A 13,855-nucleotide genomic window follows, 5' to 3' on the forward strand; every position below is an offset into this window, starting at 1 on the left:
GGCGCCGTCGTGTGCCGGGGCCACGCTGCCGCGGCCGTCACGGAGCGGGATGCGCGACGCCGCTCTCGTCGACCGTGAAGCGTCCGTTCGTGGCGCCGGTGAAGGTGCCGTTCTTGATCCACTCGGTGATCGCGGCCTGGACCGTGGCGTGGGGGCCGGGCCAGACACGGCCGGCGGGGATGCCGTAGGGCCTTCCCGTGCGCGGTGTGCAGCGCGACCCCGAGCAGCCCTCCCACAGCATCGCGTGGCTCGCGCACTGCACCTGCACCAGCACCTTCTTCGACGTGCCGAGGCTGTCGTAGAGGGCCCTCGAGTCGGCCGGTGTCGCCATCGGTGTCGTGTCGTCGAGGCCGTCGATGACGAGCGAGGGTGTGGTCTGCTGGTGCGCGACGGTGGAGTTCCAGCCGTAGCTGGAGAAGGTCGGCGTGCGGTTGACGCCGGTCGGACGGGCGGGGTCGCTCCCTCCCCAGCTTCTGCCGACCGGATCTTCCTCCATGAGCTGGTTCCACATCTGTTCCTGGCTGCCCGGGACGGTGTGGCCGGTGCAGGCGACGTCCCGGTCGTGCGGCATCGCCCAGGCGCCGTCGCTGTCCGCCCGGACGGTCAGGCTCGTCGGGAAGCTCGTGAAGCCCGTCGCCGGTGCCGCCTCCTCGGTCGGTGTGCCGAAGAGCGAGGACGAGAACACGGCGCGGTTGACCTTCGCGATGACGGCGTCGCTGCCGGTGAGCACCGGGTTGGCCGCGTACAGGGTCCGGCCGACGGTGTTCCCGCCGAGCGAGTAGCCGACCAGCGTGACCTTGCCGTCCGTCGGCCTGGCCCGCGCGATCGCGTCGTCGATGACCTGGCGGACGTCGCGCACCCACACGTCGGTGCGGCCGAAGCGGGAGTTGCTGGAGTGCGCGGCCCGCGCCCCGCCCAGCGGGTTGTCCAGCAGCAGCGTCCCCTGCTGGTCGAGGCGGAAGAAGGGCAGGTGGCTGCGGTCGCACCCCTCGGGGTAGGGGCAGGAGCCGTCCGGGAGATACGGCCTCAGGCTCGCGTTGCCGGGATCGTCCAGCCCGGTGTCGAACCGCGTCGAGCGGGCGTAGCCGAGGAGGCTCGGGGCGAAGGTGTCGATGCCCGCCCGGGCGAGGGCCTGCTGCATGCTGAGCGTCTCGTCCCGGGAGACGGGTTGCCGCAGGTCGAAGACCGGTGTGCCGGGCAGACTGCGGCCGTGGACCAGCACCGCGGCTCTGCTCGGAACGTTCGGACACCTCCCGTGGGCGTACACCGGCTGGACGCGGTGGACCTGGATCTTCGCGGCGCGGCCGTCGAACTGCGCGTCCGGCATGAGCCCGGGCGGCACCGTGAAGTCCAGGTAGTGCTCCTCGACACCGACGTCGGTCGGCGTCCTGTCGCAGCGCCGGTCCGCGGACCCGACGCCATCGGCGGCCCGCGCGCTGCCGGAGGCGAGGGCACCTGCGATCATCCCGACGGACAGCAGAAGCAGCCAACACTTCCGCGGCACCGCTCGCCTCCACGCATGTCGGTCTGGGCTACGGTGCATGGCGTCTCCTGAGCTGGGCTGCGGGGCCGGGGTCAGGAACATGCTTCTGCGTGATCTGACACGGTGCCAGGCAGGGCGGCCGAACGGATCACGCCCTTCGCGCTGCACTGGAGGCGGGGCCCACTGAGCGGCTCGGCTCAGTTCAGCCGCTCCAGCCGCCGCCCCCGGCTCTCCGCGACTCGGAGGGCGTCGTCGAGGGCCTTGGTCAAGCACTCGGCGAGGAAACGAGTTCGCCGGGCGCAGTGCCCGGCAGTATCTCCCGTGCATGGTCCAGCAGTTGGCCACCCATGCCGAGCTGAACGGACTCCGTGGCGTCGGCCAGTCGGGAGAGCGGCCCGTCACCGTCGTCGGTGATCAGGTAACAGGGCTTGCCCCCGGAACCGGTCCAGGGCAGCAGACGCGGCGGCTGGGTCACGCGACCTCCAGCCCGTGGATCCAGTACGGGCCGGGCATGTCCTGCCCCAGGGCGGCCAGCGCCAACTCGCGGCACGAGCGCATCGTCGCCGACCTGCGCGACGACATCATGAGCGGCGAGCTGCGGCCGGGAGCCAACCTGCCCTCGACCGCACAGCTCAGGAGCCGCTTCGACGCTTCGAACGCCACAGTCCAGAAGGCGCTCCAGCTCCTCAAGGACGAGGGTCTGGTGGTCGGGCGCGCAGGTGCGGCGGTGACGGTCCGGGAGCACAGGCAACGCACGGTACGCCCAGCCGCGTCCCTGGCACCGGCCGCCGCCGGAGAGGCCTACCCCTGGCTCGCCGAGGCGGAGAAGCACGGCGCGGAGGCCCACATCACCCTCCTCGACGTGACAGAGACACGCCCACCCGCGGACGTCCGCACCGCCCTCGGCCTTCCGGAGGACAGCGCGGTCCTGCTCCGGAGCCAGATCCTGCTGGTCGACGACGAACCGGCCGAACTGGTCAAGTCCTACTACCTCTTGGACATCGCCCGGGGCACGCCGCTGATGGAACGCCGCAGGATCAAGGGCGGGACTCCCGCGCTCCTGGCATCACTCGGCCATCCGGCCCGCCAGAGCGTGGACCGGGTCTCGGCCCGCGTGCCCACGCAGGAACAGTTCCAGGCGCTACGCCTGCCCAGCAGCCTGCCCGTCCTGTGCACTCTTCGTGTCGTCTACACGGACCACGGCCGTCCCATCGAGGTGACGGCCATGGTGAAAGCCGGGCACCTCTACGAGTTGCAGTACGAGTTCGCGCCGGAGTGACGGGACGGGACTCGTACTGCGCCTCGCCGTTTACAGGCCACAGCGACCTGTTCGCTATTCGCCCTTCGGCCCCGCCTGCTGCACCACCTCGAAGGACCACAGGGTGGAACCGCTGGCCGCGGGCTTGGGCCGCTCGGCGCCCTCGCCGCCACCCTGGTGCGCGGACTTCATCGGGCCCTCCATCCACGCCTGGAACGACTCCTCGTCCCGCCAGCGTGTGTAGACGAGGTAGGTGTCGGTGCCCTCGACGGGGCGCAGCAGCTCGAACCACTCGAAGCCGTCGGAGTTCTCGACGGCGTGGGCTCGCGAAGCGAACCGCTTCTCCAGGGTCTCCCGCTGCTCAGCAGGAACGGTCAGCACGTTGATCTTGACTACGCTCATGGGTCCATCCTGCCTCGGCTCCCTCTGTCCGGCTCAGGCAGGTGGGTTCGCCCGGACCGGGGAAAGCTGAGCAGGCGGCCCACCTCGGTCAGGGGGTCGGGGTCGGCGGGGTGGCCGGATGGGCGGGACGCGTCGGAGGAGGGGTCCGCCGACGAGGAGGAACCTGTGGAGCGCGGAGGCGAGCCCAGGGAGGCGTCGCCCCGGTGTGGAGGTGGAGGAGCGGTGGCGGAATGCGGGGGGCCGTAAGGGCGGACCGCTCTCGCGTGTTCCTCCCAGCCCATGCGGTACCACTGGAGGTGGGACCGCTGCAGCTCCTCGTCCGTCAGGATGCGGACGCCCTCGGCGCCGGCCTGCCGTATCTTCTCGCCGAGTTCGATCAGCAGCGCGCCCAGCAGTTGGTCGATCCGGTCCGCATCGCTCGCCATCCGCGCACTCCTTCCGCTACGAACCGCCAGAACCGCCCTCCGGCAGGAACTGCCGGGCCACCTTCGCGAACAGGCCGCGCAGATCCTCCGGGACCCCCATCCGCCGGGCCGCCTCCTCCGGGCTGATCCGGCCCGCCGGCGCACAGCTCCCGCCCGGCACCGGCTCCAGCGGCAGGTCCTCCTCCGACAGGCGTCCGGAGCGGATCAGCATGTCCCGCAGCGGTACGCCCAGCACGCCGGCCAGACGGCGCATCGTCTCCAGGTCCGGCATGCTCTGCCGCTGCAGGAGCCGGGTGACTGCCGCCCGGTGCACCCCCGCGTCGTCCGCCAGCCGGGACTTGCCGCCGCCGCGCGGTCCGTCGATGACGTAACCGCGCTGTCGCATCAGGTCCTCGACCCATGCGGCGAACTCCTCGAGTCCGTCGGTGCGTTCCAGACGCTCCATACGTGGGCTCGACGCCATGCTCCGCTCTCCCCTCGTCGAGGGAGCAGCGTACCGATCGCGCGCGCACATGTTCGGTGCGCGCACGCGCGCAAGGAGCTTTCACACCTTCACCTCACCTTCGAACACATGTTCGCACACCGCGCGCCGAGAGTGCACGCATCACCGGAGAGTCAGCACTAAGGGCGACCGCCACATCTCATTCCGTCACACTGGCACCGCTAAACGCTTGCGCTCGCGCTCGCACGGTGCCACGCTGGCCAGCGTTCGCACGTGTCGAACAAATATTCCATTCCCTCCGGGAGGCATCACACGTGACCAGCGAACTCGACTGGCGCAGGGCTGCGGCCTGCGCAAACCTTCCACCCCGCCTCGTCTTCACCCGTAACCCCTCCGATGCCCGCCGTACGTTGCGCGCATGCAATCAATGCCCGATCCGGCGGGAGTGCGAGGCCATCGTGGATCCTGCGCACAACTGGTTCGACGGCGTCAGCGGCGGGCGGCTGTGGCGCAACGGGCGGGTGGTCGCCGTATGAGCAGTACGAGCCGTACGAGTAGTACAAGCCGTGCGAGTCGTATGAGCAGTACGAGCCGTACGCCTGTCCCGGACGCCGGAGCCGCCGTGTGGATCGGCTCGCTCCTCAAGCGGTTTCCCGAACTCGTCGCCGAGCTGGCGCCCGCAGCCCACGGGGGGCTGCGGGAACGGCGCGGCGGCGGGGCCGTCGGGGGTACGACCGCCCCTGTGCGGCTGCACGTCTCCGATGCCCTGCGCGACATCACCGACGGTGTCGTCGAGCTGGAGGAGGCCGTGCGGGAGCGGCTCGGTCTGCGGTCCGTGCCTCCCGCCCCGGTGCCGGTGCGGCTGCGCCGGATCGCCGGGCTGCTGGAGCGGGTCGCCGCCGACCCCGTCCTCGCCGCGCACGTCGAGGACGAGACCCGGCGCATGGCCGCCCGCTGCGCCCGCACCCTCGGCGACCCCGAGCAACTGGTCCGGCTGCCCGGGCGCTGCCCCGCCTGCGACTCGGTCTCGCTGCGGGCGTTCCCGGAGCGGGCCGAGGTGCGGTGTGTGAACCCCGTCTGCAAGAGCCATGACACGGAAGCGGAAGCGGAGGTCGCCTCGTGAACACCCCCCTCATCACCGCCGAGTTGGCCGCCGCCGAGGCCGGTGTCAGCCCGGCCACCATTCGCAAGTGGGTGCAGCGCGGGCATCTGCGGCCCGCCGGCACACAGGGCAGGCGGCAGCTGTACCGGCTGGAGGACGTCTTCGCCGCCGAGCGGGCGACGTACCGCGCTCGCGCCGGTCGCTGACCACTCGCTGACCACTCGCTGAGGCAGTCGTACGTCACCAGGGCCCCGCCGCACGATCGCGGCGGGGCCCTCACGTGCGCGCGAAGCCCCAACTCCCCCTGAAACAACGTCAGTTGCAGGATCGGCGCCACCCCGTCACACTGAATGCAGCGGCAGAGCTGCGCCCACATCCCGGGCGGCGGACCTGCCGCTTTCTGCTGCCCGGAAACCCGGGCCCTTCTCCCCGCATCACCACGCATCTCCCCGAAGGGAGCGTCCATGTGGCGATCCTGAACTTCCCCGACGTGGAGCGGCTGGTCGTCGACTTCCTGAAGAACCGGACCGAGATGGCCGGGACCACGGTCGACAACCGGCCGCCCGCCGGGTTCGACGGCACCCAGCAGGTCGTCCTCGTCTCCCGCGCCGGCGGCGCCTGGATCGACGACCTCCACCTCGACCGTCCGCTGGTGGACCTGGAGGTGTACGGGCCGGACAAGACCACCGCGCTCGTCACGGCCAACGCGGCCCGTGCCTGCGTGCTGGAACTGCCCGGCACGCAGTACGGCACCGCGCTCGTCACCGACGTGGACGAGGCCGACGGCCCGCGCTGGCTGCCGGACTACAACCGGCCGGCCGGCAACCGCTACCTCGCCACGCTCCGGCTCTCGATCCGCCCGGCATGACCGACCAACACTGAGGAGTACACATGGCAGGCTTCAAGAACGCCGAGATCCGCATCGCCGGCACCGGCAACGTCTGGTGGGCCCCGGCCGGGACCACCGTCAAGGAGACCACCGCGCTGGCCGCCCCGTGGGTCAACCTGGGCTTCACCTCGTCCGACGGGGTCAAGTTCAACAAGAAGGACAAGAACGACCCGGTCGACACCTGGCAGTCGATGGCCCCGGCCCGCTTCATGCTCTCCGACCGGGACCTGACCCTGAAGTTCCAGCTGCTGCAGATCAACAAGGACACCTTCCCGTTCTACCTGGGCGTGCCGTCGTCCTCGATCGTCGCCTCCGGGTCCACCACGGAGACCACCGCGCAGAAGATCGACATCTCCGGCGCCCCGGGCGGCCAGGACCAGCGCGCCCTCGCCATCGACTTCACCGACAACAACGGCACCAAGGACCTGCGCTACCGCCTGGTGATCCCGTACGGCGCCGTCTCCGAGGTCGAGGAGCTGTCGCTGAGCCGGTCGGGCGCGGTCAAGCTCGGCGTCACCTTCACCGCGCTGTCCGGTGACGACCCGACCAAGCCGCTGGCCACCTGGCTGGTCAACGACCCGGCCGCGCTGGCCTGATCGCCGTAACCCCCGCTGTGTGCCCGGCGTGTGCGCACACGCCGGGCGCGCGCCCCAACTCACCCACAGGGAGCCTCACATGACCGCCTTCGACGTCAACGCCGCCCGCGCCCAGCGCCTGGAAGCCCTCGGCCGGGACTGGTCCTTCGCCCTGGACGGCGACCGCTTCACGCTGCCGACCGAGCTCACCCGCACGACCGCCCGCAAGCTGCGCGACCTCGACGACAACGACGTGGACGGGCTGCTCCGACTCCTGCTGGGCGAGGAGCAGTTCGCCCGCTTCGAGCAGCACGACGTCACCATGCAGGACATCGCCGCGATCCTGGAGACCTACGGCAAGGAGACGGGGCTCGGCCTGGGGGAAGGCTGAGCCTCGGCGCGCTCGTCGATGAGCACGCCGAGGCCCTGGAGGCGGATCTGCTCCGCCACTACGGCGTCGACCTCCTGGACTGGCACCGCGGCCGGCTCACCTCGCGCCGGCTCGCGGTGCTGGTCCGGCATCTGCCGCGGGACAGCGCACTGCTGCGGGAGCTGCACGGGGAGGCCGCGGAGTGGTCGGTGACGGACCACCTGCTGGCCGCCACGGTCGATCAACTGGCCGAGGCCAACTGGATGTTCGCGACGGTCAACCGGGACGAGGACAGCGAGCCGCCGGAGTATCCGCGGCCGGTACCGCGACCGGGGCAGGCGCCGGACACCGAGGAGGAGCCCGCCCCTGACCGGGACGCGGGTCCCCTGCCCTCGCTCCGGGAGATCCAGCAGTTCTTCGCCTGAGAACCGGAGCTGATTCGCTCCCCCGGCGAGAACTGCGGACCACTGAATCCGCGTGGGGTTCCAGAAAAGTCCCGGGAAGCGGAACCGGACTTTGCGTCAACCGGCGTGAATCGATACGAAATTCCCGTCGACAGCTTGACGGAATCACGGATCTCGACCTCCTGCGTGACTTTACGCCCGTGCTCACGCAAGCCGTGCACAAAGAGGTTCACCCCCCACGCGGCGGCGGCGACACCTGCGCAGATCTCGAAAATCGCTGCAATGACCCCCAGGAAGGGTGGGGGTCAGAGGTAGGAGATCCCCGTCAGCACGAGCAGCACGGTCGCGATGCCGCCGACGATCCACGGCACGATACCCCGGCCCAATTCCGATGCCATTTGCCCGTACGAGGGGTGCACAGGGTCGTAAACGACGTCCACCGTCTGGCCGATTCCCGCCGGAGGAAACGTGTAGTGCTGGGTCGTGATGGCGTACTGCGCGCCGTCGACCTCGTACTGGAGCCGCAGAGCGACCGCCCCCTCCTTGTTCCGGCCCTGATTGACGCACCGGGCGCGAACGGTGACTCCCCGGCGCCGCAGCGCTCCGTCACGCCAGATGAACAGGATCGCCCCGGCCAGAACTGGGATTCCGAAGATCAGGACAGCCGGCCCGTATTCGCGCAGCCCGTCGAGCACGTTCCCCACCCCTCCAGCGTCACCGGCACCTCAACCGTCACGAAACCTTAGGCCATGCGCCCACCCCATCGGAAGCAGGAGGAAAGGTGACCAATCGCACCAATGAAGAGGTCTACGAGAAAGTCGTCGAAGTCAAGACGCTCCTGGCCGGCCGACAGGACACATGGGTCACCAAAGCCCACTTCGACAAGGCGATCCAAGGTCTCGGCAAACCCGCAGGCGGCAAAGGGGCCGACAAAAAGAAGGAGGAGGACAAACCGAGCCTGGTGGAGCAGCTCTCGCCGCTGACCGGCCTGTCCGACGTCATCGGCAACCTGCTCAAGAAGGAATGGCTTCCGGCCACCGTCGCGGTAGTGGCGACTCTCGGCTTCAACAAGCTCCTCAACTGGGATGTGCTGGGGAAGAAGCTGCTGGACCGAATCGGCCTGGAACTGAAGAGCGAGAAGTTCTTGGGCGTGGGCTCCGCCCCGAAGCCCGGCGGCCAAGTGGCGGTCAGCCAGATCGACGTGGACCGCCTGAAAGGCATGCGCAGTGCCGCCGTCGCCCTCACGCGGTCGCTGAGCGATCTGCACAAGGAGGCCAAGCAGGCCGCGTCCCAGATCGCCTGACCCCCGATCGGGCCGGTACCTCCGGCTCAGGAAGGAGCTTTCCGTGTCCCTTGCCAGCAGCCTGGCCACGGCCACTCAGTCCCTCGCCCGCTTCCGCAGCGCCGCCACACAGGCGTCGTCGTCCGCCCGTCAGCTGCACAGCGCCGCCGCGCAGGGCGGAAAGAGCATCGACTCCATCAAGTCCGCGTCCAAGGGGGCACAGGGCGCCCTCGGCGCGTCCGTGACCTCGACCGGCAAGTTCAAGACATCCCTCGACCACCTCAAGTCCTCCTCCAACAACGCCAGGAACGCCCTGCGTGACGTCAAGCGTCAGTCCGACGCCGTGGAGAAGTCCGTCGGCAACGCCGGCAAGAAGGCGACGACGAGCGGGACCTCGATGAAGGGGTTCGGTACGGGGCTGAAGGGAGCCACCCTCGCGCAGAAGGGGCTCAACACCGCCATGAAGGCCAACGCCTTCGGGCTGATCATGACCCTGCTCGCGCCGCTCATCTCGCAGTTCATCAACATGGACAAGATCTCCGCCGCCCTCGCCAAGGGCGTGAAGTGGGCCTGGAACGCCATCTACGGGGCCATCAAGAACCACGCCGGGCCGATCAAGTCCGTCATGAAGGGCATCATCAACGCCTTCACCGCCCTGCCCCGCGCCTACATCAGCGGCCTCAACGCGATGATCGGCGCCCTGAACCGCATCCATGTGAAGATCCCGGGCTGGGTGCCCCACTTCGGCGGCCGCGAGTTCGGCGTCAACCTGCCGATGCTGCCCAACATCCCCGCGCTCGCCCAGGGCGGCATCGTGCCCGCCCGCACCGGCGGCACCCTCGCGCTGCTCGGCGAGGCCGGCGAGTCCGAGGCCGTCATCCCGCTGTCGAAGCTCGACCGGGTGCTCGGCTCCGGCGGCGGCCTGCACCGCCTCGCCGCCGCCGTGGAGCGGCTCGCCGAGCGGCCCGTCGTCGTCCAGGTCGACGCGCAGACCATCGCCCGCGCCGTGTTCCTCGGCCAGCGGCAGCTCGCCCGCCGGTGACAACCGGCCCTCAATAAGGAGGAGTTCATGGGCAACCTCTGGATCGGCCCGCCCGGCGCCCTGTACGAGATCGACCGGGCGGCCAAGTCGTTCGAGCGCGCCGCCGACCTCGGCGTCAGCGAGTTCAAGGCGCTCTCCGGCCGGATCACCCTCAGCCGCACCGCGCCGCCCGTCCGCCGTGTCAAGCTCAGCTGGGACATGCTGGAGCCGCAGACCGCGCGCGTCCTCGACCGGCTCGCCCGCCGTGTCGACGGCGGCGGCAACGGCGTCGGCCCGCTCGTGCTGATCGACCCCGCCGCCGGCAACGTCCTGGAGCCCGCGCAGGCCACGGGCCGGGGGCCGGCCGGGGCGAGCGGGCTCGCGCAGTGGTTCAGGGTGTCGGCCACCGGTGCCGTCACGGAGACCACCCCCGGTGTCTTCGCGTTCACCGCCGCCGACGCCACCGGCCAGGTCGCCTGGCGCTGCGTGCCGTGGAGCGGGAACTTCCCGGCCGCCGCGGGGCTGCGGGTGTCCTTCCGCGCCCCGAGCGCGTTCGCCGCCCTCGGCACGGTGTCCGTCGGCATCGACTTCAAGAAGGCCGACGGGTCGTATCTCAGCACGGTGTCGGCGACCGGGCCGTTCGTCGCGGCGACCGTGCCCGCGGGCGCCACGCACCTCACCCCCACCGCCAAGACCGGCACCGCCGGCACCTACTCCCTCGCCGGCGCCTGCCTGACGTACGGCGGTGACGGCGCCGCCGACGACGTACCCGGGGACGGCCTGCCCAAGCTGGCCGTCACCGGCTACTCGGACACCCCGGGCCGTCCGCTGCCGTACCGGAACGTCGGCGTCGACCTGGTGGAGGTGACCGGTGCAACGGGCTGACCAGACGACGAAGAACGCCCTCGCGGCCGGCGAGCGCACCGTCACGCACACCACCCGGCTGGGCGGCCGGGACGTCTCCGCGCAGGTGCAGTCCTGGCAGGTCGAGCGGTCGTACGCGACCGACCTGCCGGCCGCGATGCGCGCCTTCTCGGGCAGTTCGGCCGCCCAGCTCACCCTGCAGCTCGGCGGCGACGGCACCCAGCCGGCCCCCGCGCTCTACTCGCCGTGGGCTCCGCACGCCACCGGCGACCTGGCCCGCCCCGGCCAGACCGTCGTGCACGAGGCGGGCGTGGGCGGCGGCACGCTGCCCGTCTTCCGCGGCACCCTGCGCAACCGCAGCGCCGCCTCCGGCACCGACAGCGTGCAGCTCACCGCCCTGGACGGCGCCGAGCGGCTGCGCGCACCGGCCGAACTCCCGCGCCCGTACACGGGGTTGTACTGGGGCCGGCCGGTCACCACCGCCACCTGGTGCGTGGACGAGCTGCTGCGCCAGGCCGGGATCCTCACCTCGCCCCCGCCGCGCGCCGCCCAGTTCACCGCGGGCCAGCCGCTGAGCCTGGTGCACGCCACCCTGCACGGCGGGTTCGCGACCCCCTTCGGCATGCCGGAGGACCTGCCGGACCCGCGCCACTACACCTGGTCGCGGGCCGGTGCGCCGTTCGAGATGGCGCTGGTGCCCAAGGGGCTGCCGCCCGGCGAGAGCGGGGTGACGGCCTCCTGGTTCCCGCGCAGCCGGGTCACCGTGCCGGGCAGCCGGCTGTTCGTCGAGGCGTGGGTGAACAACGCGGTCGGCATCGGTGACACCGTCCGCCTGGACGTCGAGCTGAACCGCACCGGCACCGGGGTCGGCACGCTCTCCCTCGCCCTGGACTTCGTCAAGGGGCAGGCCGCCGTCTGGTCGCTCAGCAGCGATGCCTCCGTGCCGGGCAGCGGTCTGGTCTGGAGCGACAACGGCACCGCGATGAAGACGCAGCGGGGTGTGTGGCACGTCGGCGTGTTCCTCGATCTGACCGCGGTCAGCGGGAGCAGCGCGCTGCCCGTCGTCCGCCCGGTCATGACCGCCCCGGACGGCACGACGTGGACCGGCGCCACCGGGTCCTTCACGCTCACCAGCGGACCGCAGCCGGTCTCCGAGCTGCGCAAGGTGCGCCTGGTGACCACCATGGCCGTGGAGAACGTACAGGTCACCAGCGGTCTCGCGGCGGTGCCGTCGGCGAGCGAGTTCTCCCAGGCCGGCACCTGGACGAAGACCGGCGAGCTGGACGAGGCGATCCTGCCGCTGCGCACGGTCCCCAAGGTGTCGGGGTCGCAGTGGGAGGCGATCGGGCAGATCGCCAAGGCGAGCATGTCGACGGCCGAACTGGACGAGCGCGGCCGGTTCCGGTGGCGCAACTTCACCCGGTTCGCGACCGTGCCCAAGGAGGCGGACCTGACCCTGACGTCGGTGCGGGACATCGCCGCGCTCACCGTCACCGAGGAGATCGACGCCTGCCGCAACTTCTGTGTGCAGCCCGCCAAGGACTACGGCGCGGTGGGGCTGGTCGCCGGGGACGCGGTCGTCGACAGCCTGGTCCGGGAGATCCCCGGCAGCGGCACCCTCACCGTCTCGTACACCTTCGGCGAGGACGAACTGGACATCGGGCCGCCGGACACGGACGACGACAGCGTGATCTCCTCCGGCTCCAACTTCCGGGTGTCCGCCTCACGGGCGGCCGGGGCGCCGGCGATCAAGGGCGCGGTGGACGCGATGGTGCGCCGCGAGGACGGCACGATCGTGCTGCGGCTGACCAACCGCACCGCCCAGACGCTGTACACGGTCACGCAGAAGGGCGAGCCGTCCATCCGTATCGTCCCGCTCCGGCCGGACAGGGATCCGGTGGAGCGGCAGGCGGTGTCGTACGTCTCCGGCTCGGCGAGCGAACGCTGGTACGGGCGCCAGGAGTTCTACGGCGACGCCAGCGACTGGGTGCAGGACGTGACGGCGGCGCGGCAGCTGGCGGACGCGATGCGGGCGGCGGGCGAGTACCCGGTGCCCGTGTTCGGGGACGTCCAGGTGCTCTACGACCCGCGGATCCAGCTCGGCGACGTCGTACGCCTCGTGGACACCGCCGGGGCCGCGCTGGACACGCTGGCCTGGGTCGTGGGCATCACCACCGCCGCGTCCCCGGACGGCGGGGTCCAGCAGACCCTGAGCCTGCGCGGTGTCCGCGCGAACGACGTCCCCCAGGACACCGGCCTCACCCCGGACACCCCGGCCCTGCCCGCCCCGGCCCCGGCCGCCACCTACGCCGACGTCACCGGGACCTACGCCACCCTCGCGGACGTACTCGCGGCCAACGCCACCTGGAACGACGTGAAGGAGGCGGCACTTGCCTGAAACCCGGCCCGAGCCGGTGCCGGTACAGCCTCCGCCGGAGCTGCCGACCGAACTCGCCGAGGCCCCCGCGCCCGACCTCCAGGAGCCCCCACATGTCTGAGACCCCGCCCGAGCCACTGCCCGTGCAACCCCCGCCCGAGCTGCTCGCCGAACTCGCCGAGGCCGCCGCGCCCGGTCCCGATCCCGATGAGGCGCCGCCGGCCGCGGATGACGGCCTGCTCACGGTCGTCGTCGACGGTCCCGTCCAGTCCGCGCTCGTACCCGAGGAGCCCGCATGAGCACCCAGTACACCCCGCTGAGCAGCCTTCCCTACCCGCAGGCGACCGACCCGGCCGATCTGCCGGCCCACCTCAAGGCGCTCGCCGACGCGCTGGACGGCCGTACCGTGCTGCGCTTCGCGGACGCGGCCGCGCGCGACGCCAAGGTGACCAGCCCGGTCGCCGGGATGCTCGCCTGGATCGGCACCCCGGGCCGGCTGATGTACTACACGGGTTCGGCCTGGGTGCCCGCCGCCCCGAGCCCGGTCTACAAGATCAACCTCGACGCGGGCGACACGGCCACGGCGACGTACACCGAGACCCTCAACAACGCGGTCGGCGACCCGATGGCGGCCTCGTTCACCGCACCCGCCTCCGGCCAGGTCCTCGTCACCATCGGCGGCTACCTCTGGTCGTCGGTGGCCAACTACTCCTCCTTCATGTCGGCCAACATCCGCAACTCCTCCAACACGGTGGTGCTGGCGGCCGACGACAACCGGGCCGCGCTCCTCAACAGCACCTCCAAGGCGTCGGTGTCCGCCCAGTTCCTGGTCACCGGCCTGACCCCGGGCGCCACCTACACCGGCACCCCCGCCTACCGCTCGGGCGCGACCACCAACACGGCCAACTTCGACAGCCGGTTCATCCGCATCGACCCGATCCCCTAGAACCACCGGGAGATC

Annotated in this window: 19 protein-coding genes and 1 pseudogene; 14 read left to right on the forward strand and 6 right to left on the reverse strand. The window is 71.1% G+C overall.

Features of this window, described 5'->3' with window-relative positions:
- Window positions 1–37 precede the first annotated feature (37 nt).
- Both CRP49_RS11770 and CRP49_RS11775 read right to left on the reverse strand, forming a co-directional pair.
- Window positions 38–1,504: a hypothetical protein gene (locus tag CRP49_RS11770; protein WP_097253332.1), complete on the reverse strand. Its 1,467-nt coding sequence runs from the start codon at window positions 1,502–1,504 to the stop codon at window positions 38–40.
- A 176-nt stretch (window positions 1,505–1,680) separates the two neighbouring features.
- A pseudogene (locus tag CRP49_RS11775) lies at window positions 1,681–1,982 on the reverse strand (hypothetical protein).
- 12 nt (window positions 1,983–1,994) lie between these two features.
- On the opposite strand from CRP49_RS11775, the gene CRP49_RS11780 reads away from it, so the two are divergent.
- Entirely contained in the window at window positions 1,995–2,762 is a 768-nt protein-coding gene (locus CRP49_RS11780; protein ID WP_097253333.1) for a GntR family transcriptional regulator, read from the forward strand.
- A 54-nt stretch (window positions 2,763–2,816) separates the two neighbouring features.
- Here CRP49_RS11780 and CRP49_RS11785 read toward each other — a convergent pair whose 3' ends face one another.
- The 3 genes from CRP49_RS11785 to CRP49_RS11795 are packed head-to-tail and all read right to left on the reverse strand — an operon-like array spanning window position 2,817 to window position 4,031.
- Window positions 2,817–3,143, reverse strand: a complete 327-nt coding sequence (locus CRP49_RS11785; protein ID WP_097253334.1) for an antibiotic biosynthesis monooxygenase — start codon at window positions 3,141–3,143, stop codon at window positions 2,817–2,819.
- Window positions 3,140–3,568 carry a hypothetical protein gene (locus CRP49_RS11790; protein ID WP_097253335.1) on the reverse strand — a complete coding sequence of 143 codons (429 nt, stop codon included), beginning with the start codon at window positions 3,566–3,568 and terminating at the stop codon, window positions 3,140–3,142. The genes CRP49_RS11785 and CRP49_RS11790 overlap by 4 nt, the downstream gene beginning before the upstream one ends.
- Before the next feature lie 16 nt (window positions 3,569–3,584).
- The gene (locus CRP49_RS11795) at window positions 3,585–4,031 is read right to left on the reverse strand and encodes a helix-turn-helix transcriptional regulator (RefSeq protein WP_257033368.1); all 447 of its coding nucleotides are present in this window, start codon (window positions 4,029–4,031) and stop codon (window positions 3,585–3,587) included.
- Window positions 4,032–4,324: 293 nt separating this feature from the next.
- On the opposite strand from CRP49_RS11795, the gene CRP49_RS47810 reads away from it, so the two are divergent.
- The 7 genes from CRP49_RS47810 to CRP49_RS11830 all read left to right on the forward strand — a co-directional run bounded on the left by CRP49_RS47810 (window position 4,325) and on the right by CRP49_RS11830 (window position 7,371).
- A complete protein-coding gene (locus CRP49_RS47810; RefSeq protein WP_257033369.1) occupies window positions 4,325–4,546 on the forward strand; it encodes a WhiB family transcriptional regulator in 222 nt (73 codons plus the stop codon).
- Between the two features lie 41 nt (window positions 4,547–4,587).
- A complete protein-coding gene (locus CRP49_RS11805) occupies window positions 4,588–5,133 on the forward strand; it encodes a hypothetical protein (protein ID WP_179851587.1) in 546 nt (181 codons plus the stop codon).
- A complete protein-coding gene (locus CRP49_RS11810) occupies window positions 5,130–5,318 on the forward strand; it encodes a helix-turn-helix domain-containing protein (RefSeq protein WP_094215883.1) in 189 nt (62 codons plus the stop codon). The genes CRP49_RS11805 and CRP49_RS11810 overlap by 4 nt, the downstream gene beginning before the upstream one ends.
- 326 nt (window positions 5,319–5,644) lie before the next feature.
- Window positions 5,645–5,980 (forward strand): hypothetical protein, encoded by a 336-nt coding sequence (locus CRP49_RS11815; RefSeq protein WP_306459774.1) that lies wholly within the window; start codon window positions 5,645–5,647, stop codon window positions 5,978–5,980.
- A gap of 23 nt (window positions 5,981–6,003) precedes the next feature.
- Window positions 6,004–6,597, forward strand: a complete 594-nt coding sequence (locus tag CRP49_RS11820; protein ID WP_097253338.1) for a phage tail protein — start codon at window positions 6,004–6,006, stop codon at window positions 6,595–6,597.
- A gap of 79 nt (window positions 6,598–6,676) precedes the next feature.
- Window positions 6,677–6,967: a hypothetical protein gene (locus CRP49_RS11825; RefSeq protein ID WP_094215886.1), complete on the forward strand. Its 291-nt coding sequence runs from the start codon at window positions 6,677–6,679 to the stop codon at window positions 6,965–6,967.
- 116 nt (window positions 6,968–7,083) lie between these two features.
- Window positions 7,084–7,371, forward strand: coding sequence for a hypothetical protein (locus CRP49_RS11830; RefSeq protein WP_373560341.1), 288 nt, complete (start codon window positions 7,084–7,086; stop codon window positions 7,369–7,371).
- A 284-nt stretch (window positions 7,372–7,655) separates the two neighbouring features.
- Here CRP49_RS11830 and CRP49_RS11835 read toward each other — a convergent pair whose 3' ends face one another.
- Entirely contained in the window at window positions 7,656–8,045 is a 390-nt protein-coding gene (locus CRP49_RS11835; RefSeq protein WP_097253339.1) for a DUF3592 domain-containing protein, read from the reverse strand.
- Between the two features lie 86 nt (window positions 8,046–8,131).
- On the opposite strand from CRP49_RS11835, the gene CRP49_RS11840 reads away from it, so the two are divergent.
- From CRP49_RS11840 to CRP49_RS11865, 6 genes are all read left to right on the forward strand, one after another.
- A complete protein-coding gene (locus CRP49_RS11840; RefSeq protein ID WP_097253340.1) occupies window positions 8,132–8,653 on the forward strand; it encodes a hypothetical protein in 522 nt (173 codons plus the stop codon).
- A gap of 43 nt (window positions 8,654–8,696) precedes the next feature.
- A complete protein-coding gene (locus CRP49_RS11845) occupies window positions 8,697–9,674 on the forward strand; it encodes a hypothetical protein (protein WP_257033370.1) in 978 nt (325 codons plus the stop codon).
- A gap of 27 nt (window positions 9,675–9,701) precedes the next feature.
- A complete protein-coding gene (locus tag CRP49_RS11850; protein ID WP_097253341.1) occupies window positions 9,702–10,538 on the forward strand; it encodes a hypothetical protein in 837 nt (278 codons plus the stop codon).
- A complete protein-coding gene (locus CRP49_RS11855; RefSeq protein WP_097253342.1) occupies window positions 10,525–12,915 on the forward strand; it encodes a hypothetical protein in 2,391 nt (796 codons plus the stop codon). The genes CRP49_RS11850 and CRP49_RS11855 overlap by 14 nt, the downstream gene beginning before the upstream one ends.
- A gap of 92 nt (window positions 12,916–13,007) precedes the next feature.
- Complete coding sequence (locus tag CRP49_RS11860) at window positions 13,008–13,193, forward strand: hypothetical protein (protein ID WP_094215892.1); 186 nt, start codon at window positions 13,008–13,010, stop codon at window positions 13,191–13,193.
- The gene (locus tag CRP49_RS11865; RefSeq protein ID WP_097253343.1) at window positions 13,190–13,840 is read left to right on the forward strand and encodes a hypothetical protein; all 651 of its coding nucleotides are present in this window, start codon (window positions 13,190–13,192) and stop codon (window positions 13,838–13,840) included. Before CRP49_RS11860 ends, CRP49_RS11865 begins: the two co-directional genes overlap by 4 nt.
- Window positions 13,841–13,855: the final 15 nt, after the last annotated feature.

The sequence above is a fragment of the Streptomyces sp. Ag109_G2-15 genome (assembly GCF_900215565.1).
Taxonomy (GTDB): domain Bacteria; phylum Actinomycetota; class Actinomycetes; order Streptomycetales; family Streptomycetaceae; genus Streptomyces; species Streptomyces diastatochromogenes.